At 75.0% G+C, this 19,017-nt stretch carries 18 protein-coding genes and 1 riboswitch; of the genes, 15 read left to right on the forward strand and 3 right to left on the reverse strand.

The genetic code is table 11. The annotated features are described in order from the left end of the window. Positions 1-52: 52 nt before the first annotated feature. Positions 53-1,333, reverse strand: a complete 1,281-nt coding sequence (locus IE329_RS09470; protein WP_190210403.1) for an FAD-dependent monooxygenase — start codon at positions 1,331-1,333, stop codon at positions 53-55. Between the two features lie 182 nt (positions 1,334-1,515). Then, positions 1,516-2,613, reverse strand: coding sequence for a glycoside hydrolase family 19 protein (locus tag IE329_RS09475; RefSeq protein ID WP_370882339.1), 1,098 nt, complete (start codon positions 2,611-2,613; stop codon positions 1,516-1,518). Between the two features lie 327 nt (positions 2,614-2,940). Here IE329_RS09475 and IE329_RS09480 point away from each other — a divergent pair, with 327 nt between their 5' ends. Further along, entirely contained in the window at positions 2,941-3,699 is a 759-nt protein-coding gene (locus tag IE329_RS09480) for a GntR family transcriptional regulator (protein ID WP_190210404.1), read from the forward strand. 45 nt (positions 3,700-3,744) lie between these two features. Here the strand turns inward: IE329_RS09480 and IE329_RS09485 are convergent, their stop codons facing one another. Continuing rightward, entirely contained in the window at positions 3,745-4,155 is a 411-nt protein-coding gene (locus IE329_RS09485) for an HIT family protein (protein WP_190210405.1), read from the reverse strand. A 363-nt stretch (positions 4,156-4,518) separates the two neighbouring features. Here IE329_RS09485 and IE329_RS09490 point away from each other — a divergent pair, with 363 nt between their 5' ends. The 14 genes from IE329_RS09490 (at position 4,519) to IE329_RS09555 (ending at position 18,991) form a co-directional block, all read left to right on the forward strand. After that, the gene (locus IE329_RS09490; protein WP_190210406.1) at positions 4,519-4,824 is read left to right on the forward strand and encodes an antibiotic biosynthesis monooxygenase family protein; all 306 of its coding nucleotides are present in this window, start codon (positions 4,519-4,521) and stop codon (positions 4,822-4,824) included. Positions 4,825-5,040: 216 nt separating this feature from the next. Continuing rightward, positions 5,041-8,505: an ATP-binding protein gene (locus IE329_RS09495; protein WP_190210407.1), complete on the forward strand. Its 3,465-nt coding sequence runs from the start codon at positions 5,041-5,043 to the stop codon at positions 8,503-8,505. 135 nt (positions 8,506-8,640) lie between these two features. Continuing rightward, positions 8,641-9,036, forward strand: a complete 396-nt coding sequence (locus IE329_RS09500; RefSeq protein ID WP_190210408.1) for a cupin domain-containing protein — start codon at positions 8,641-8,643, stop codon at positions 9,034-9,036. Positions 9,037-9,041: 5 nt separating this feature from the next. Further along, the gene (locus IE329_RS09505; protein ID WP_229927289.1) at positions 9,042-9,560 is read left to right on the forward strand and encodes a hypothetical protein; all 519 of its coding nucleotides are present in this window, start codon (positions 9,042-9,044) and stop codon (positions 9,558-9,560) included. 332 nt (positions 9,561-9,892) lie between these two features. Further along, entirely contained in the window at positions 9,893-10,774 is an 882-nt protein-coding gene (locus IE329_RS09510) for an SMP-30/gluconolactonase/LRE family protein (RefSeq protein ID WP_190210409.1), read from the forward strand. Positions 10,775-10,930: 156 nt separating this feature from the next. Continuing rightward, a riboswitch (FMN riboswitch) is annotated at positions 10,931-11,058 on the forward strand. 179 nt (positions 11,059-11,237) lie between these two features. Beyond that, positions 11,238-11,900, forward strand: coding sequence for a riboflavin synthase (locus IE329_RS09515; protein ID WP_190210410.1), 663 nt, complete (start codon positions 11,238-11,240; stop codon positions 11,898-11,900). Next, positions 11,897-12,544 carry a nicotinamide mononucleotide transporter family protein gene (locus IE329_RS09520; protein ID WP_229927290.1) on the forward strand — a complete coding sequence of 216 codons (648 nt, stop codon included), beginning with the start codon at positions 11,897-11,899 and terminating at the stop codon, positions 12,542-12,544. The genes IE329_RS09515 and IE329_RS09520 overlap by 4 nt, the downstream gene beginning before the upstream one ends. Next, positions 12,541-13,803, forward strand: a complete 1,263-nt coding sequence (locus IE329_RS09525) for a bifunctional 3,4-dihydroxy-2-butanone-4-phosphate synthase/GTP cyclohydrolase II (RefSeq protein WP_190210411.1) — start codon at positions 12,541-12,543, stop codon at positions 13,801-13,803. The genes IE329_RS09520 and IE329_RS09525 overlap by 4 nt, the downstream gene beginning before the upstream one ends. Before the next feature lie 47 nt (positions 13,804-13,850). Further along, a complete protein-coding gene (ribH, locus tag IE329_RS09530) occupies positions 13,851-14,336 on the forward strand; it encodes a 6,7-dimethyl-8-ribityllumazine synthase (protein ID WP_073921289.1) in 486 nt (161 codons plus the stop codon). Between the two features lie 163 nt (positions 14,337-14,499). Beyond that, positions 14,500-14,772, forward strand: a complete 273-nt coding sequence (locus IE329_RS09535; protein WP_073921288.1) for a phosphoribosyl-ATP diphosphatase — start codon at positions 14,500-14,502, stop codon at positions 14,770-14,772. Between the two features lie 167 nt (positions 14,773-14,939). Then, a complete protein-coding gene (gene hisG / locus IE329_RS09540) occupies positions 14,940-15,788 on the forward strand; it encodes an ATP phosphoribosyltransferase (protein WP_073921287.1) in 849 nt (282 codons plus the stop codon). Between the two features lie 91 nt (positions 15,789-15,879). Beyond that, positions 15,880-16,329, forward strand: a complete 450-nt coding sequence (locus IE329_RS09545; RefSeq protein ID WP_229927291.1) for a PH domain-containing protein — start codon at positions 15,880-15,882, stop codon at positions 16,327-16,329. 281 nt (positions 16,330-16,610) lie between these two features. Next, positions 16,611-17,945 carry a hemolysin family protein gene (locus tag IE329_RS09550; RefSeq protein ID WP_190210412.1) on the forward strand — a complete coding sequence of 445 codons (1,335 nt, stop codon included), beginning with the start codon at positions 16,611-16,613 and terminating at the stop codon, positions 17,943-17,945. Next, positions 17,942-18,991, forward strand: coding sequence for a hemolysin family protein (locus IE329_RS09555; protein ID WP_190210413.1), 1,050 nt, complete (start codon positions 17,942-17,944; stop codon positions 18,989-18,991). Before IE329_RS09550 ends, IE329_RS09555 begins: the two co-directional genes overlap by 4 nt. Positions 18,992-19,017: the final 26 nt, after the last annotated feature.

The raw sequence follows: 19,017 nt of genomic DNA on the forward strand, positions 1-19,017 counted from the left end.
CAGGGGAGCCGTCTGCGGCCTCTACCCCGCAGGCTGCAGCAGGCGGCCGGGCTCAGGAGGCCGGCGGCCCGGCCACCGGTACCACCGGGCTCCGGAACGCGTGTCCGCCGAAGCCGGCCGTGCCCGCCAGTTGCTCGTCCCACCAGGCGGCCGTGCGTGCGGGGTCCATCGTCGTCCAGTCGGGTGCCTGCTCGACCTGGGCCCGGCCGAGGCGGCGGCCGAGCGTGACCAGCGCGCGCCCTGCCTCGCCGCGCTCGCGCTCGTAGGTGGCGAGCAGGTCCTCCCACGAGGCGGACCGCCGCCAGGCGTCCTCGAAGGCGACGGCGTCCTGAACGGCCTTGGCGGCGCCGCTGGTGTTGTGCGGGCGCACCACGGTGGCGGCGTCACCGGCCAGCAGCAGGCGGCCCGAGGTGCGGCGCGGGGTGTCGAGGTCGTAGATCGGCTGCAGGAAGGTCCGCTCGGGCGGGGTGAGGGCGATCAGGGAGGCCCAGTAGGGCGGGAGGTGCCGCTCGGCGAGCAGCGCGACATGCGCGGTCAGCTCCTCGGTGGCGGCGCCCGGCGGGATGCTGGTCGGGTCCTCCAGCCGCAGGCCGGCGGCGGGCGGCGGGGCGTAGAAGACCCAGTTGACCATCGGCCGGCCGGGCTCCTGGCCGGGGATCCGGTAGAGCACGCACTGGCCGCCGGGAAAGCAGACCGTGGCGGCGTGCTCGGCCGGCCAGGCCAGGTCGGCGGGGCCGGCCAGGTGGTCCAGTGCCGCCAGTCGTTCGGCGGGGAAGCTGCCGCGCCAGCAGACGTACCCGGCGTATCCGGGCCGGGCCTCGGGGCAGACGGCCGTGCGCACCACCGAGCGGTACCCGTCCGCGCCGACCACCAGGTCGAAGCGCTCCTCCCCGCCGGAGACCAGCCGGACGACGGCGCCCGGGGTTCCGTCCGCCGCCGCGGAGGTGTTGCGGACGCCCGCCACCGGGTCGCCGAGGCGGTGCTCCACGGTGGCCGGGGTCCGTTCGCGCAGGCCGCGCCAGAGCAGGCCCCAGTGGTAGGAGCGGAAGGGGAAGGGCTGGTCCCAGAGCAGCCGGCCGAGCGGGGAGCCGTCGGCGGCCAGCCAGTGCCGCCGGGTGAGCCGGTGCCAGGCGATGCCGTCGTCCAGGTGGCCGGCCGCCGCGAGTTCGGCGTACCGGTCGTCGTGCACGCAGAGGCCGACCCCGCGGTCCGTCAGTTCGCCGTAGGAGCGCTCCAGGACGACCACCCGCCGGGCGCCGCCCCGGGCGGCCGCCGCCGCGAACGCGCAGCCCGCGATGCTTCCGCCGACCACCGCGACCGTTCCACCGAGCATGACCGGACCTCCCCGCCACCCGCGCCGCCGCGTCCCGTGCCCCCGGGCCCGCTCCGACCACCGTACGACGTGTACGGCCGACCCGTGGCCGATCCGGCGGGTCGGTGCCGTCCGGGCGTGCCGGAACGCGGAGGAGGGCGCGGCCCGCAGGCCACGCCCTCCCCGTCCGTCAAGGACCGGTGTCAGCAGCTCAGGTTGCTGCCGGCGGTGGTGCCGAGGATCTGGACGAAGCTCTGGTACGAGTTGATCCGGCTCTGGACCTGGGCGGGGTTGCCGCCGTTGCACTCCAGGCTGCCGTTGATGCTGCGGATGGTCTCACCGAAGCCGTAGCCGTTGACCATGGCGTTGTGCGCGGTCATGGTGCCCGGGCCGTTCTGGGTGTTCCAGTACCAGAGGCCGGTCTTCCAGGCGACCGAGGCGTCGGTCTGCACGAGGTTCGGGTTGTGCAGCAGGTCGATGCCCAGGGCGTCGCCGGCGGCCTTGTAGTTGAAGTTCCAGCTCAGCTGGATCGGGCCGCGACCGTAGTACGCGGACTGTCCGGCCGGGCAACCGTACGACTGCGAAGTGTCGCAGTAGTGCGGGTAGTTGGCGGTGTTCTGCTCGACCACGTAGACCAGCCCGCCGGTCTCGTGGCTGACGTTCGCGAGGAAGGCCGCGGCCTCCTGCTTGCGGACGGTGTCGCTGCCGGTGCCGGCGAAGCCGGGGTAGGCGCTCAGCGCGGCGGTCAGACCGGCGTAGGTGTAGAAGGGGTTGCGGCTCGGGAACATCTGGTTGAACTGAGCCTCGCTGACCGGGAATCCGCCCGGGTTGGCGGTCTGCGTCGGGCTCGGGGACGTCCCGCCGCCGGTGCAGGTGTACGGCGACCAGTACCAGGTGCTGATCACCGGGTCGTAGCCGGGGTTGTCGTGCGTGGCCTGGTAGTACTGGCCGTTGGTGTACTTGACGATCGCGCCGGTCAGGTACGTCTGGCCGGCGACCCAGGCCGGGTACGTGCAGCCGGTGCCGGACGTCGGGGTCGGGGTGGTCCCGCCACCGCCGCCGGAGCAGCTGCCCTGGTCGGCCCAGACGCCGGAGGAGCCGCCCGGGGTCTCGTTCTGGGTCCACCACTTCGCGGACCAGTTGTGCGAGTTGTACGAGACCTGGCCGCTGGCGGCGGTGTAGACCGTGGCCGAGTTCCAGGGCGTCGCACAGCCTGCCGCCGAGGCGGAGGCGGGGAGGAGCACGGCGAGCGCTATCGCTGTCGCGACGGCGGCCAGGATGGCCATCACGCGCTTGTGGATCGACATTTCATCACCCCTCGGTGCGGTGGGGGCCGCACGAGTTGGAGGACAGGACGGTCCCGCGGGGGGCCGGCCGTGGGGAGGCCGGGCCCCGACCGGGGTGCGGGCCGGGGCGGAACTGATGGGGACTCAACAGTAGTGGTCTATACCTGTCAATAGGTATGGACCAAATCTCCCGCAAACCTCCACGAGACCCTGCCGGGGCGCCCGTCCGCGGGTACCGGCGCGGGGCCGCCGTGCCGCCGCCCCCGCACCGGCCGCCGTCGCAACCGGGCCACGGCCCGTTCGTGCACCCGGGCGGCCACCGGGATCTGCGAGGATGGCGGGGTGAACGACTACCCCGGCCCCGGTGCGCCGATCAGGTCGGGCATCCCGGACCACGGCCGGGTGCCCAAGTACTACGCGGTCAAAGGCGAGTTGGACGCTCTGCTCGACGAACTCGGCGAGGGCGGGGTGCTGCCCACCGAGCGCGACCTGGCGACCCGCTTCGCGGTCTCCCGGGACACCCTGCGGCAGGCGCTGCGCGAACTGCTGATCCAGGGCCGGGTGCGCCGGCGGGGCCGGAGCACCGTGGTGGCGGGCCCGAAGCTGGAGCAGCCGCTGTCGCTGGCCAGCTACACCGAGGGGGTCCGGCGACAGGGCCGCGTCCCCGGCCGGAACCTGATCGGCCTGGAGACCTTCGCCGCCGACGCCGTGCTGGCCGGGCAGTTGGGCCTGAAGCCCGGCGACCCGGTCTGGCACCTGGAGCGCGTGCTGCTCGCGGACGGCGAGCGGGTCGGCCTGGAGAGCACCTACCTCGCGGTCGCCCGGGTGCCCGCGCTGGACCGCGAGTTCGACCCGGGGGCCTCGCTCTACGCCTACCTGGGGGAGAAGCTCGGCATCGGCTTCGGCGGCGCGGACGAGCGGATCGAGACCGTCCTCGCCACCCCGCGCGAGGCCCTGCTGATCGGCACCCCGCCCGCGCTGCCGATGCTGCTGCTGCACCGGTTGACCCGGGACGAGGACGGCCGGCCGGTGGAGCGGGTCCGCTCGCTCTACCGCGGCGACCGCTTCAGCTTCACCACCCAACTGGGTACGCCGGCCTGAGCCCCGCGCGCCCTCTCCGGCCGGGCCGGCCCGCCCGGCCGGGGCTCAGTCGAGGGCGGCCCGCAGCCGGGCGGCCACCTCGGCGGCCGTCGCCTCGTCGGGGTAGCGCGAGCGCGGCCAGAAGAAGCCGCGCAGCCCGTCCTTCGGGTTCCGGGGCACCACGTGCACGTGCAGGTGCGGCACCGACTGGCTGATCCGGTTGTTGGCCGCCACGAAGCTGCCGGCCGCCGCCATCCCGCGCTCCACCGCGGCGGTGACCAGTTGCACCCGCGCGAAGAACGGCCCGACATCGGCCACGGGCAGGTCGGTGACGGTCCGCAGGTGCTGCCGCGGCACCACCAGGACGTGCCCGGGGAAGAGCGGGCGCTGGTCGAGGAAGGCCACCGCCACCTCGTCGTCCAGCACCCGGTGGGCGGGCAGCCCGCCGGCCACGATCGCGCAGAAGACGCAGTCCATCGGACCAGTGAAACCCGTCGGACGGCCCCGCCCCGGCAGGCCGCGCCGCCGGTCACCGCCGGCCTTGCCCCCCGGCGGTCGGCCCGCTGCCGGACAGCGGCCCCGTACTGGCCCCGTACCGGCCTGGTACCGGCCTGGCGCCGGCCCTGTGACGGCTTCCGACCGGCCTCGTACCGGCCTCGTGCCCGTCCGGGGGCCGCGCGGCCGACGGCCGGCGTGCGACCGGCTGGACGAAGCCACCCGTCCCGGCAAGGGCCCCGCCGGGCGGACAATGGGTGACATACCCGGCGGGTCCGCGAGCCGGCCGGTTCGTCCCCCGACGAGGGGCGGCCACGGTGGCGCGGGCCGTGGGAGGAGGTAGCCGTGATCGTCCGGATCTGGGCCGCGCAGGTCTTGGCGGGGCACGTGGACGCGTTCTGCGCACTGCTGGTCTCCGAGGTGCTCCCGGGGCTGGCCGAGGCGGACGGGTGTCTGGGCGGGGAGGTGCTGCGGTCGATGACCGACGACGGCCACCGGGTGCTGGTGGTGACCCGTTGGCGGGACGAGGCGGCCCTGCGCGGGTACGCGGGGCCGATGTGGCGGATCCGGCCGGTGTGGGCCGAGGGCGAGCTGCGCTACCTGGTGCACCCGCCCGAGGTGACCCACTACCGGCCGCTGGCGACCGGGTGACCCGCCCTGCCCGTCCGCCTTGTCCATCCGCCTTGTCCATCCGCCCTGCCCGTCCGCCCGGCTCGTCCGCCGGACCGCCGCCGGGCCCGCCCGCTCACCGGCCTCACCGGTCCCGACAGCCTCACTGGCCTCACCGGTGCCGCCGCCCCCCACGGAGCCCGGCCGCGCGACGGGCCCGGGCTGGCTACGCTCGAAGCGGGGACGGGAGGACTGCCGATGCCTGGGCTCCCCTTCGTCGGACGTGCCGACCTGCTGGCCGAGATCGGCGACGCGCTCGCCGACACCCGGTCCGGCCGCGGCGGCCTGGTCGCGCTGACCGGCGCGGCCGGGGCGGGCAAGACCCGCCTCGCGGAGGAGGCGGTGCTGGCCGCCGAGGGCTTCCGGGTGGTCTGGGTCTGGTGCCCGCCCGGCGAGGCCGGCAGCGCGCTGCGCCCCTGGTCGCAAGTGGCCCGTGAGCTGGCGGCCGGTGCAGCCTGCGGCCGCCTGGTCCGGCGCTCGCCCGGCCTGCGGGCGCTGATCGCCGGGCACGGCCCGGCCGACCCGCCTTCCGCCGAGGCTCCCGTCCTCAAGGTGCCGGACGTCGCGGGCCCGGCCCTTCCGGTGACCGCCCGGACCCCCCGTCCCGAGCCCCGCCCCGAGCCCGGCCCCGCCTCCGACCCCGTCCCCGAGTCGGCCCCCGGCCCCGACCCCGCCGCCGGCCCGGCGGCCGCGCGGCTCCGGCTGGCCGGTGACCTGGCCGCGTTGGTCCGGGAGGGTGCGGCCGCCGGTCCGCTGCTGCTGGTCGTCGACGATCTGCACGAGGCCGACGCCTCCTCCGTCACGCTCCTGCTGGAGCTGGCGGCGGCGGTCCGTACGGCCCCGGTCCTGCTGCTGGCCACCGCCCGGGACGACGACACGGCCTGGCGGGGCCGGACGGCGGCGCTCGCGGCGCTGCTGCGCACCGCCCGCTGCCTGCCGGTCGGGCCGCTCGCCGAGGCGGAGGTCCACGCGCTGGCCCGGGCCGCGACCGGCGGCCCGCCGGATCCGGCGGCGGTGCGCGAGCTCCTCGCCCGTACCGGTGGGGACGCCTTCTTCGTCACCGAGCTGCTCCGGCGGCCGGGCGGCGCTCCGGTGCCGGTGTCCGTCCGGGCCGCCGTGCAGGCCCGGGTGGCGGCGCTCGCCCCGGAGTGCGCGCGAGTCCTGGGTGCGGCTTCCGCGCTGGGCGCCGGCTTCGACCTTGAGGTGCTCGCCGAGGTCGCCGGGGTGCTGCTGGCGGAGCTGCGTCCGGTGCTCGGGCAGGCGGTGGACGCCGGGCTGCTCACCCTGGCCGAGCCGGGCCGCGGAGCCTTCCGGCACCAGCTGACGCAGGAGGCCGTCCACGACGCCTTGTCCGTCCGGGAGCAGGCCGGGTGGCACCACCGGGCGGCGGACGTCCTGGCCGGACTCGCCGCCCGGGGGCGGGACGTGGGCCCAGCCGAGGTCGCCCACCAGCTCCTGCTGGCCGGCCCGGAGCACTCCCGGCGCGCGGCTGAATTCGCCCGCCGGGCGGGGGCGCGCGCGTACGGACTGCTGGCGTACGAGGACGCGGTGCGCTGGTACGAGGCCGCCGTGCTGGCCCTGGCCTCCGCCGGCGAGCCCGATGCCGGGCCGCCGGACCCGGGCGCCGGTCCCGACGCGTCCGCCGGCCCGGCCCGCGCTCCCGCTCCGGTTCCCGCTCCCGCTCCCGCTCCCGCTTCGGCTCCGGTTCCCGCTCCCGCCCAAGGCTCGGCGGCCGCCCGACCCGCTGCCGTGCCGGATGCAGCCCAGCCTCCCGTCGCCCGGCCCACCGCCGCTGTGCCCGCCGCCGAGCCCGCCACGTCGCCGGCCGAGCTGCTGATCGAGCTGGGCACGGCCCGGACTGCCACGGGGGAGCGGGCCGGGGCCCGGGCGGACTTCCTGCGGGCCGCCGCGCTGGCCCGCCGCAGCGCCCGGCCGGACCTGCTGGCCAGGGCGGCCCTCGGGCTCGGCGCCGGGCCGGCCGGGTTCGAGGTGGCCCTGCTGGACCGCACCCAGCTCGACCTGCTGGGCGAGGCCAGGGCCGCGCTGCCCCCGGAGCGCGCCGACCTGCTGGCCGCCGTCGCCGCCCGGCTCTCGGTCGCGGCCACCCTGGTCGAGCCGGAGCAGGACCGGACCGCCCTCGCCGAGGAGGCGGTCCGCACGGCCCGGGCCGGCCATGACGACCAGGCGCTGGCCTACGCGCTGGCCGCGCTCTGCGACGCCCGGTCCGGTCCGGCGTACTGCGCCGAACGCCTCGACCGGTCCGCGGAGATCGTCCGGCTGGCCCGCCGGCTGCCCGACCCGCCCGCCGAACTCCTGGGCCGGCGGCTGCGGGTGGTCGCGCTGCTGGAACTCGGCCGGGTCGCCGAGGTGGAGCAGGAGGTGCGGGCCTTCGAGGTGACCGCGACCGCGCTTGGCCAGCCGCTGCACGCCTGGTACGTCCCGCTCTGGCAGGGCATGCGCGCGCTGCTGGAGGGCCGGTTCGACGACGTCCGCACCGCCCTCGACCGGGTCACCGCGCTCGGCCGGCGGGCCGGCAGCGACAACGCCGAGCTGCTCGCCGCCACCCAGCGCTGGTGCCTGTTCGCCGAGACCGACGACCGGGCGGGCATCCGGGCGCTCGCCGAGCAGCTCTCGCTGCTGGACGTCTCGCTCGGCCTCTGGCCCCGGGTGACCAAGGCCCTGATCGCGGCCCAGCTCGGCGAGCCGGCCGAGGCCCGGCGGCGGCTGGCGGCGGTCGCCCCGCTGCTCCCGGCCGCCCCCAGGGACAGCGAATGGCTGCCGATGCTGGCCCAGGCGGCGGAGGTCCTCGGCCTGACCGGCCCCGCAGGGGAGTTGGCGGAGCCGGCCCGCCAGCTGTACGACTGGCTGGCGCCGTACGCCGGCCTGTTCGCGGTGGAGGGCATCGGCGCCGCCGTGCGCGGGCCGGTCCACCGCCACCTCGGGCTGCTGGCCGCCGCCCTCGGCGAGCCGGCCCTGGCCGAGCGGCACTTCACCGCCGCGCTGGCCGCCGCCCGGGCCGTCGGCGCGACCGGGCCGGCCGCCAGGATCGCCCAGGAGGCGGGCACCCGCACGCAGCTGGATGGCCGGAGCGTCTTCCGGCGGGCGGGGGAGGGCTGGGAGCTGCGCTTCGCCGGCCGGCAGGTCACCCTGGCCGACAGCAAGGGCCTGCGTGACCTGGCCGTCCTGCTGGCCCGCCCCGGCCGGCCCGTACCGGCCCTCGACCTCGTCGGCGCGGCGGCCGGCCCGGGACGCGGCACGGCCGGTACCGCCGGCGCGAACCCGGACGGGCTCCACCCGCCCGGCGACACCGGGGAGTTGATCGACGCCACGGCGCGACAGGCCTACCGGACCCGGCTCCGGGAGCTGGAGCAGGAGGAGGCCGGGGCAGACCGGGACGGGGACGCCGACCGCTCGGCCCGGATCGCCGCCGAGCGGCAGGCCCTGGTCGGCCAGCTGTCCGCCGCGTACGGACTCGGCGGCCGGCCGCGCCGGACGGGCTCCACCGCCGAGCGGGCCAGGACCACCGTGACCGCCCGGATCCGTGCCGCGCTCGACCGGATCGGCCGGGCCCACCCGCCGCTGGGCCGGCACCTGGCCAACGCCGTCCGCACCGGCACACTCTGCGTCTACGAACCCGAGTCGCCGGTGGACTGGCACCTGTGACGGTACGGTCCGCGGCGCGCCCGGGGGCGTCGCGCCACCGCCACGGGACCATGTGCCGGGCCCCGCCTCACATCGTGCATCCGGACCTCACGCCTGTTGGGTGGAGGGGACCGGAACGGAACGAGGAGGCCCACCATGCCCCGCATCTCGAAGGCCGAAGCGGCGCTCGCCGTGGACGAGCCGGTGATCGAAGGCCGCTACGCCGAACTGGACGGCTACACCGTCGGGTTCGAGACCCACAAGGCCGACCTGGACCCGGCCCCGCTGTTCGCCGGCCTGCCGCAGGACCGCTGCCAGAGCCCGCACTTCGGCCTGGTGGTGACCGGAAGGGTGGTCTACCGCTACCCGGACCACGACGAGGTCTTCCGGGCCGGCGACGCCTACCACGCCGCCCCGGGCCATCTGCCGCTGCTCTTCGCCGGCACCGAGCTGATCGAGTTCAGCCCGACCGAGGCGCTGGAGCGGACCATGGCGGTGGTCGGGCGCAACCTGGACGCCGTGAAGGCGAGCGGCGCGCACGTCGGGAGCTGAGCGCGATGACCCGAGCCATGGCACCGGCCGCCGCGTCGGCCGCGTCGGCCGCACCCGCCGCACCGACCGCACCCGCCGCATCCGCCGCACCGACCGTGCCGGCCGCCGGGGGCCGCACGAGCGGTCCCCGGGGCCGGGAGGCCCTGGCGGACCTGCTGGTCACCTTCCTGGAGACCGGCAGTCCGCCGGCGGGCCTCTTCCGGCCCGATGTCTTCTGCGACCTCACGGTGCCGCAGTGGCGGCTGCAGTCCGAGGGCCTGCCGGGCCTGGTCGCTCTGCGCCGGGCCGGACACCCCGCCCCCGGCGTCGTCCCGCGCCGCCGGGTCGACCCGACCCCGGCGGGGTTCGTGATCGAGCTGGAGGAGCGCTGGGAGCAGGACGGGCAGTCCTGGTACTGCCGGGAGCTGATGCGGGCGGACGTCGAGGACGGCATGATCGCCCGGATCTCCGTCTACTGCACCGGCGACTGGGACGCCGAGCAGCAGCGCCGGCACGGTCAGGAGGTGGTGCTGCTCAGGCCCTGACCCGGCGGGGCCCGGCCCGGCGGCGGGTCGGCCGCGGGCCGGCCGCCCCGAACCCGCAGGCCCGGGCGCCGCCCAACCCCCGGTGCTTCCCACCGCCCGGGCCCGGGCCCCGGCCCCTCGGCGGTCGACTCGGCTGTCGACCGCGCGGCCCATCACTGGCAGGATGGCGCCGAACGGGCCCGGATCCCCGCCGCCCACCCGCTCGGCGGCCTCCACATGCCCGGGGGACCGCCGAGGTGCTGGCCGTCCCGGCCGGGCCCGGCGTCCCGGACGCGAACGGCGCCCGCCGCCGACGGCGACGCCCGCGCCGTCCCCCCGGAGGTCGACACCCGATGAGCAACCCCGCAGGCATCCCCGCCCCCGTGCCGGTCGACGACCGGGTCAGCGGACTCGGCGAGGGGCCGGTCTGGGACGTCCGCAGCAACTCCCTTCGTTGGGTGGACATCCCGGCCGGCGTGGTGCACGACTCCGACGGCGGCTCCCGCCAACTGCCGCCGCCGGCCTCGGCGATCCTGCCGACCGCGGACGGCTGGGCGGCCGTGCTCCGCGACCGCGTGGTCGAGCTGGACGGGCCCGGGGCGGCGGCCGTGCCGCTCGGCGCCGCCGAGCGCTGCAACGACGCCAAGGCCGACCCGGCCGGCCGGCTCTGGGTCGGCACCATGTCCGGCGACGAGCGGCCGGGCGGCGCGGCGCTGCTGCGCCTGGACGGCGCCGTCGCGACCGAGGTGATCACCGGGGCGACCATCGCCAACGGGCTGGGCTGGAGCCCGGACGCCCGCCGGATGTACTGGATCGACACCCCGACCCGGCGGATCGACGTCCTGGACTACGACCTCGCCGACGGCAGCGTCCGGGACCGCCGCCCCTTCGTCGCGGTGGACGCGGACGCCGGCTGGCCGGACGGCCTGGCGGTGGACGCCGAGGGCGCGTTGTGGGTGGCCCTGTGGGGCGGCTCGGCCCTGCACCGCTACACGCCGGACGGGCGGTTGGACACCGTCCTGCCGATCGGCGTGGCCTGCCCGACCAGTTGCGCGTTCGGCGGCGAGGACTTCCGCACCCTGTACATCACCACCGCCCACCGCCCGGACGAGCACGGGCGGTTCGCACCCGACGCGGGCAGGCTGCACGCCGTCCGGGTGCCGGTGCCCGGGCCGCCGCCCACCCCGGCCGTGCTGCCCGCAGCCGCCGGCGGCGCAGCGACCGGCGGCGCCTAGGCTCGGCCGGGAGCCGGGAGCCGGGAGCCGGTCCGGGCGCCCGGCGCACCTACCCCGCGCATTCCCGGAGGGGGAGTGAAACAGCCCACAGTGAATGCCTCTCCCTGCGGCCCGGCGGGTCGTGGCACAATGACGGCAGTAGTAGTAGTGACGTTCAGCGCACTCCGGGGTCGGTGAAAATCCGAACCGGCGGTTACAGTCCGCGACCCGTCCGCAGCCAGCGGGCGGTTGACCAGGTGAGATTCCTGGACCGACGGTTAAAGTCCGGATGGGAGGCGTGCGCGACGGATCGAGCAGTGCCGTGGTCCCCCGGTGGACCGCGGGTGGTGTGCACAGATGGAGCTCTCCCCGGCGACGGCGCCGACGGAGCGGCTCCCGTCGGCGTACGCCCGTCCCTGTGCCGTTCCGTGTCATCTCCCCATGCCGCCCCGGAGTCCGCGCCCTATGCGCGAGGAGAACCCGGGTGTTCACCGGCATCATCGAAGAGCTCGGCGAGGTCGTCTCCATCGAGGAGATCGGCGACTCGTCGCGGATCCGCCTGCGTGGCCCGGTGGTTTGTCAGGGTGCGCACCACGGCGACTCCATCGCGGTCAACGGCGTCTGCCTGACCGTTGTCGACACTCCTGAGCAACTGGCAGCCGAGAACGGCGAGTTCACTGCCGACGTGATGGCCGAGACGCTGCACCGCTCCAGCCTCGGCGCGCTGCGCACCGGCTCCCCGGTCAACCTGGAGCGGGCGATGGCGCTCGGCGCCCGGCTCGGCGGCCACCTGGTGCAGGGTCATGTCGACGCCACCGGCGCCCTGTTGAGCCGCGAGCCCGGCGACCTCGACGCGGACGGCACCGTCCGCTGGGAGGTGCTGCGGTTCTCGCTGCCGGAGAGCATCTCGCGCTACCTGGTCGACAAGGGGTCCATCACGGTGGACGGCGTCAGCCTGACCGTGGTCGAGGCCGCCCGCGACAGCTTCACCGTCAGCCTGATCCCGGCCACCCTCGCGCTCACCACGCTCGGCGCCAAGGCGGTCGGCGACCCGGTGAACCTGGAGGTCGACGTCCTGGCCAAGTACGTCGAGCGGCTGCTCGACTCCCGGGCCCTGCCCGACACCATCGCGAAGGAAGCCTCGTGAACGGGCTGAGCGGCACGGCGTTCACCCTCCTCGGTGAGCCGGTGAAGTGGGCCGACATGATCGGCAACGGGTTCGGACTGGTCGCGCTCGGCTTCGGGTGGCGCCGCTCGGCCTGGACCTGGCCGCTGCAACTGCTCTCCGGCGCCGTCCTGATCGCCGCCTACTGGTCCGGCCACGTGCCCGGCCTGATCGGCAAGCAGCTGATCGTCGTGGTCGCGGCGGTCTGGGGCTGGACCCGGTGGCGCCGGGGCCGGCAGCAGACCGGTGACATCACGGTCCGCTTCGCCACCTGGACCGAGCGGGCGGCGCTGGTCGGCGCCACGGCGCTCGGCACGGCCGCCGTCACCTGGGCCTTCCTGCACATCACCGAGACGGTCTACCACCCCTGGGCGATGGCCTACATCTTCGTCGGCACCCTCGCGGCGATGTACGCGCAGGCCAGGGGCTGGGTGGAGTTCTGGATCGCCTGGATCGCCGTCGACGTGGTCGGTGTCCCGCTCGCGTTCAACAGCGGCTTCGCCTTCACCGGTCTGACCTTCAGCATCTACTTCGTGCTGGTCCTGCTGGGCCTGCGCGCCTGGTGGCTGCGCACCCGTGACACCCGTCCCGTCACCGAAACCGTCCCGCAGGGAGCATCCGCATGAGCACCCAGCCCGCCACCGACGACCTCGCCCTCGACCCCGTCGAGCGTGCCGTCGCGGACATCGCCCTCGGCCGCCCGGTGATCGTGGTGGACGACGAGGACCGCGAGAACGAGGGCGACATCGTCTTCGCCGCCTCCGCCGCCACCCCCGAGCTGCTGGCCTTCACCATCCGCTACAGCTCCGGCGTCATCTGCGTCCCGATGACCGGCGACGAGCTCGACCGCCTCAAGCTGCCCCCGATGACCCAGGTCAACGAGGACCGCAAGGGCACCGCCTACGCCGTCTCGGTCGACGCCCGGGACGGCGTGGACACCGGCATCTCGGCGGCCGACCGGGCCCGGACCGTCCGGCTGCTGGCCTCCGCCGGCACCGAGCCGGGCGACCTGACCCGCCCCGGGCACGTCTTCCCGCTGCGCGCGGTGGAGGGCGGCGTCCTGGTGCGCCCCGGGCACACCGAGGCCTCCGTCGACCTGGCCCGGCTCGCCGGGCTGGCCCCGGCCGGCGCGATCGCCGAGGTGGTCAACGACGACGGCACCATGGCCCGGCTGCCCGAACTGGTCGCCTTCGCCCGTGAGCACGGCCTCGCGATCATCTCGATCGAGGACCTGATCGCCTACCGCCGCCGCACCGAACTGCACGTCGACCGCGCCGCGGTCACCGCGCTGCCGACGGCCTACGGCGACTTCACGGCCGTCGGCTACCGCGGCACCCTGGACGGCATCGAGCACATCGCCCTGGTCGCGGGGGGCCTGGACGCCGACGGCAAGGTGGCGGACGGCGAGGGCCTGCTGGTCCGGGTCCACTCCGAGTGCCTGACCGGGGACGTGTTCGGCTCGCTGCGCTGCGACTGCGGCCCGCAGCTGCAGGCCTCGCTGGAGAAGGTCGCCGCGGCCGGCCGCGGCGTCGTGCTCTACCTGCGCGGCCACGAGGGCCGGGGCATCGGCCTGGCCCACAAGCTGCGCGCGTACGAGCTGCAGGAGCAGGGCCGGGACACCGTGGACGCCAACCTGGACCTCGGCCTGCCCGCCGACGGCCGGGACTACAGCATCGGCGCCCAGATGCTCACCGACCTGGGCGTGCGCTCGCTGACCCTGCTGACCAACAACCCGGACAAGATCGCCGCGCTCACCGAGCACGGCCTCAAGGTGAAGGGCCGCGAGCCCGTCCCCACCGTGCCCGGCGAGCACAACCTGGCCTACCTGCGCACCAAGCGCGACCGGATGGGCCACGAGCTGCCCTGGCTCGGCCAGGACTCCTGACAGCACCCCGCACCACCACCCACCACCACCGAACAGGAAGTACGAACGTGAGCGGCCACGGAGCCCCCGAGCTGACCCTGAAGAACTGCGCCGACCTGCGGGTCGCGGTGATCGCCGCCCAGTGGCACGAGCAGGTGATGGACGGGCTGCTGGACGGCGCCCACCGGGCCCTCAAGGAGCTCGGCATCGAGGAGCCGACCGTGCTCCGGGTACCGGGCACCTTCGAGCTGCCGGTCGCCGCCAAGCAGCTCGCCGAGCGCGGTTACGACGCCGTGGTCGCCCTCGGCGTGGTCATCCGGGGCGGCACCCCGCACTTCGACTACGTCTGCGAGGCGGCCACCCTCGGCCTCACCCAGGTCAGCGTGAACACCGGCGTCCCGGTCGGATTCGGTGTGCTGACCTGCGACAACGAGGAGCAGGCGCTGGACCGGGCGGGCCTGCCCGGCTCCGCCGAGGACAAGGGCCACGAGGCCGTCACCGCCGCCGTGGCCACCGCCGCGGTGCTGCGTTCGGTCTCCGAGCCCTGGCGGTAGGCGCCCGTCCGGCGCCGTCCCGTGCCCGGCCGGTGCCCCCGGCCGGGCACCGTCGTGCTCCCTCCGGCGCACCCGGCCGGGGGGAGTACGACGTCCAAGGCGGTGTCCACGGTCCGGGACCGTTTACCGTCCGTATGCCCGCAAGCCGTAAGGTGAGTCCATCATGGCTTCGAAGACATTCGAGGAGCTCTTCACCGAGCTCCAGCAGAAGGCCGCCACCGGCGACCCCTCGTCCTCCCGCACCGCGCAGCTCGTCCAGCAGGGCGTCCATGCGATCGGCAAGAAGGTCGTCGAGGAGGCCGCCGAGGTCTGGATGGCCGCCGAGTACCAGTCCGACCAGGAGACCGCGGAGGAGATCTCGCAGCTCCTCTACCACCTTCAGGTGATGATGGTCGCCAAGGGGCTGACGCTCGACGACGTGTACGCCCATCTCTAGACCGGGCCCGAGAACTCCGGGTACGGGCCGCCGGCGTGCGGCCCGTACCGCTGTACCGACCGAGTGACCAGCATCAACCGCACCACCCGCACCACCCGTGAGACCTGCACCACCTGTACCACCCGCACCACCCCTCACCCGCTACCTCAGCGAAGGATTCACCACTCATGCTGCGCATCGCCGTCCCCAACAAGGGTTCGCTCTCGGGTCCCGCGGCGGAGATGCTCCATGAGGCGGGCTACCGCCAGCGCAAGGACCCGAAGGAACTCGTCCTGGTCGACCCGAACAACGAGGTCGAGTTCTTCTTCCTGCGCCCGCGCGACATCGCCGTCTACGTCGGCTCCGGCCGCCTGGACGTCGGCATCACCGGCCGTGACCTGCTGCTCGACTCGGCCTCCAACGCGGAGGAGGTGCTCGCGCTCGGCTTCGGCGGCTCGACCTTCCGCTTCGCCCGCCCCGAGGGCCTGGACGTCGAGAACGTGAAGGGCCTGGAGGGCCTGCGGATCGCCACCTCCTACACCGGCCTGGTGCAGCAGCACCTGGCCGACCACGGGGTGAAGGCGACCGTCACCAAGCTCGACGGAGCGGTGGAGACCGCCGTCCAACTGGGCGTCGCCGATGTGATCGCGGACGTCGTGGAGACCGGCACCAGCCTGCGCAACGCCGGCCTGGAGGTCTTCGGCGACCCGATCCTGGTCTCGGACGCCGTGGTGATCCGCCCCAAGGGCGCCGGCGAGGACAGCCGCGTCGAGCAGTTCCTGCGCCGCCTGCAGGGCGTCCTGGTGGCCCGCCGCTACGTGCTGATGGACTACGACATCCGCGCCGAGTCGGTCAGCGCCGCCGTGGCGCTCACCCCCGGCCTGGAGTCGCCGACCGTCTCGCCGCTGCACACCGAGGGCTGGGTGGCCGTCCGCTCGATGGTGCTCCGCAAGGAGGCCCAGCGGATCATGGACGACCTCTGGAGCATCGGCGCCCGGGCCATCCTGGTGACCAACATCCACGCCTGCCGGCTCTGAGCCCGACCCGCTCGGCCGATCGAAGCACGGGCGGGGACGCGAGCGTCCCCGCCCGTTCTCTCTGAGACCCCGCACTCCGTCTGGAGACCCCGTGAGCGCCCCCGTCCAGCTTCCCGTCACCTGGTTCCCGCGCCGCACCCGCGCGGTGCTGCTGCCGGTCAGCGCCCTGCTGGTGGTCATGTTCAGCGCCATCGCGGTCGCGCTGCCGGCCAACTGGCAGCTGAACGACCGGGTGGCGATGGTGGTCAGCGGGCTGGTCTTCGCCGGCGCCGGCCTGATGCTGGCCCGGCCCAAGGTGTCGGCCGACGCCGAGGGCGTCACGGTGGTCAACTTCGTGCGCAGCCGCCGGCTCGCCTGGGCCGAGATCGTCCGGGTGAACTTCCGCCAGGGCGACCCCTGGGCCAGCCTCGACCTGGCGGACGGCACCTCGCTGGCCGCCGTCGGCATCCAGGCGGGCGTCGGCCACCAGCAGGCGGTCAGCGCCGCCCGCGCCCTGCGTGACCTGGTCGAGGGTCACGGCCGGGCACCCGCCGAGGTCTGACCTCCGGCTGGCCGCCGCACCGCCGACCCGGCCCGTGCCGGGACCGATCCGCCGGGCCGCCGGTCAGGCCGATGACCCGACCGGTCGGGCGGATCGCGCGCACGCCGCCGGGTCGAACAAGATCCTTATACTCGTACGGGTATCGTCTACGCTGGTAAAAGCAGGGCAAAGCCCTGTCCTGTCCGCCCGCGACCTGAGGAGTGACACCTCCCCTCGATGGACGATCCGTCCGGTAGTACCGACGCCGCCCCACTTCCGATCCTCGGAAGGCAGGCGGCACTGTGATCACCGCCTGGCTGCTGCTGTTCGCGGCCCTGCTGCTCATCCTCGCCAACGGCCTGTTCGTGGCCGCCGAATTCGCCTTCGTGACGGTCGAGCGCGGTGCGGTCGACCGCGCCGCCGCGGCCGGGGACCCGAAGGCCCGCCGGATCAGCCACGGGCTGCGGCACCTCTCCTTCCAGCTCTCCGGCGCCCAGCTCGGCATCACCGTCACCTCGCTGGTGGTCGGCATGCTCGCGGAGCCGGCCCTGTCCGTCCTGCTCAGCCCACCGCTGACCGCCATCGGCGTCCCGGCGTCCGCCGCCCGCGGCGTCGCCGTGATCGTCGGCATGGTGCTGGCCACCGTGCTGCAGATGGTGATCGGCGAACTCGTCCCGAAGAACTGGGCGATCTCCCACCCGATGCAGGTGGCCCGCGCGGTCGCCGCACCGCACATGGCCTTCTCCGCCGTCTGCCGCCCGCTGATCAGCCTGCTGAACGGCGCCGCCGACCGGACGGTCCGGGCGCTGGGCGTCGAACCGCAGGAGGAGCTGGGCCACGCCCGCACCCCCGCCGAACTGGTCTCGCTGGCCCGCCACTCGGCCCGGGCCGGCGTCCTGGACGAGGAGTCGGCGACGCTGTTCGTGAAGACCCTCGGCCTCGGCGAACTCACCGCCCAGAGCGTGATGACCCCGCGGGTCGACGTCGCCGCCCTCCAGCGCGACGCCAGCGCCGCGGACGTCCTCAACCTCACCCGGGCCACCGGCCTGTCCCGGTTCCCGGTCTACGCCGACAGCCTGGACGAGGTCACCGGCACCGTGACGCTCAAGGACGCGCTCGCCGTCCCGCACGAGCACCGCGGCAGCGTCCGGGTCGCCGACCTCGCCACCGCGCCGCTGCTGGTGCCCGAGACGCTGCCCGCCGAGGCACTGCTCGACCAGCTGCGCCGCCAGCAGCCGATGGCCATCGTGGTGGACGAGTACGGCGGCACCGCCGGCGTGGTCACCATCGAGGACATCGTCGAGGAGATCGTCGGCGAGGTCCAGGACGAGCACGACCCCGAGGACACCCCCGAACTGGTCCCGCTGCCGCCCGTCGACGGACTGCCCGCCTGGGCGGCCGACGGCCGGGCCCGGATAGACCAGCTGGAGGGCCTCGGGCTGCACGCCCCCGAGGGCCCGTACGAGACCCTGGCCGGACTGGTCGCCGACCTGCTGGGCAAGCTGCCCGCGCCCGGCGAGACGGCCGAGCTGCCCGGCTGGCGGCTGACCGTGGAGAACGTCGACCGGCACCGGACGACCAAGGTCCGGGTCGAGCGCACCGCCGAGCACCGCCACGACGAGGACGAGACCCGATGACCGCGCTCCAACTGGCCGCCGCACTCCTGCTGCTGCTGGGCAACGCCTTCTTCGTCGGCGCCGAGTTCGCCGTCATCTCCGTCCGGCGCAGCCAGATCGAACCGCTCGCCGAGGCGGGCAACAAGCGGGCCCGCACCGTGCTGCACGCGCTGTCCAACGTCTCCGCGATGCTGGCCGCCGCGCAGCTCGGCATCACCGTCTGCTCGCTGGGCCTCGGCGCGCTCGCCGAGCCCACCATCGCGCACCTGGTGGAGGGCCCGTTCCATGCGATGGGCGTTCCCGAGGGCCTGATGCACCCGCTCTCGTACGGGCTCGCGCTGGCCGTGGTGGTCTTCCTGCACATGGTGATGGGCGAGATGGTGCCCAAGAACCTGGCGCTGGCCGGCCCCGAGAAGGCCGCGCTGGTGCTCGGCCCGCCGCTGGACCGGCTGGCCCGGGTGCTGGCCCCCGTGATCAGCTTCCTGAACGCCTTCGCCAACGGCATCCTGAAGCTCTTCAAGGTGGAGGCCAAGGACGAGGTCGCGTCGGTCTTCACCACCGAGCAGCTGATGTACCTGCTGCTCGACTCCCGGGACGCCGGCCTGCTCGACGTCGACCGCCAGGAGCGGCTGGAGGACGCGCTGGAGCTGGGCCACCGCCCGGTCACCGACGTGGTGCTGCCGCCCGAGCAACTGGTCACCGTCGGCACCAAGGTGACCGCTGCCGAGATCGAGCAGCTGGCCGTGCGCACCGGTTTCTCGCGCTTCCCCGTGGTGGACGGGGACGTAGCCGGCAACGGCTTCCTCGGCTACCTGCACCTCAAGGACATCCTGGACGTCGAGGACCCGTCCGCGCCCGTGCCGGCCAGGCTCTGGCGGCCGATCACCGTGGTGCGCGGCAGCCTGCCGCTGGACGACGCGCTCGGTGCGATGCGCCGGGCCGCCTCGCACCTGGCCGCCGTGGTCGACGCCGAGGGCCGCACCCTCGGCCTGATCGCCCTGGAGGACGTGGTCGAGGAGCTGGTCGGCGAGGTGCACGACCCGGACCACCGCCCCGCCGCGGCGTAGCGGCGGGCGGCCACCGCGCCGCGGGC

Origin of the sequence: Kitasatospora indigofera (assembly GCF_014655955.1) — a bacterium.
Classification (GTDB): Bacteria; Actinomycetota; Actinomycetes; order Streptomycetales; family Streptomycetaceae; genus Kitasatospora; species Kitasatospora indigofera.

Bases quoted from the DNA above. Each gene is read 5' to 3' on its own strand.
- IE329_RS09470 (WP_190210403.1), bottom strand. From the start codon at position 1,333: ATGCTCGGTGGAACGGTCGCGGTGGTCGGCGGAAGCATCGCGGGCTGC.
- IE329_RS09485 (WP_190210405.1), bottom strand. From the start codon at position 4,155: ATGGACTGCGTCTTCTGCGCGATCGTGGCCGGCGGGCTGCCCGCCCAC.
- IE329_RS09495 (WP_190210407.1), top strand. From the start codon at position 5,041: ATGCCTGGGCTCCCCTTCGTCGGACGTGCCGACCTGCTGGCCGAGATC.
- IE329_RS09500 (WP_190210408.1), top strand. From the start codon at position 8,641: ATGCCCCGCATCTCGAAGGCCGAAGCGGCGCTCGCCGTGGACGAGCCG.
- IE329_RS09505 (WP_229927289.1), top strand. From the start codon at position 9,042: ATGACCCGAGCCATGGCACCGGCCGCCGCGTCGGCCGCGTCGGCCGCA.
- IE329_RS09510 (WP_190210409.1), top strand. From the start codon at position 9,893: ATGAGCAACCCCGCAGGCATCCCCGCCCCCGTGCCGGTCGACGACCGG.
- IE329_RS09525 (WP_190210411.1), top strand. From the start codon at position 12,541: ATGAGCACCCAGCCCGCCACCGACGACCTCGCCCTCGACCCCGTCGAG.
- IE329_RS09535 (WP_073921288.1), top strand. From the start codon at position 14,500: ATGGCTTCGAAGACATTCGAGGAGCTCTTCACCGAGCTCCAGCAGAAG.
- hisG (WP_073921287.1), top strand. From the start codon at position 14,940: ATGCTGCGCATCGCCGTCCCCAACAAGGGTTCGCTCTCGGGTCCCGCG.
- IE329_RS09555 (WP_190210413.1), top strand. From the start codon at position 17,942: ATGACCGCGCTCCAACTGGCCGCCGCACTCCTGCTGCTGCTGGGCAAC.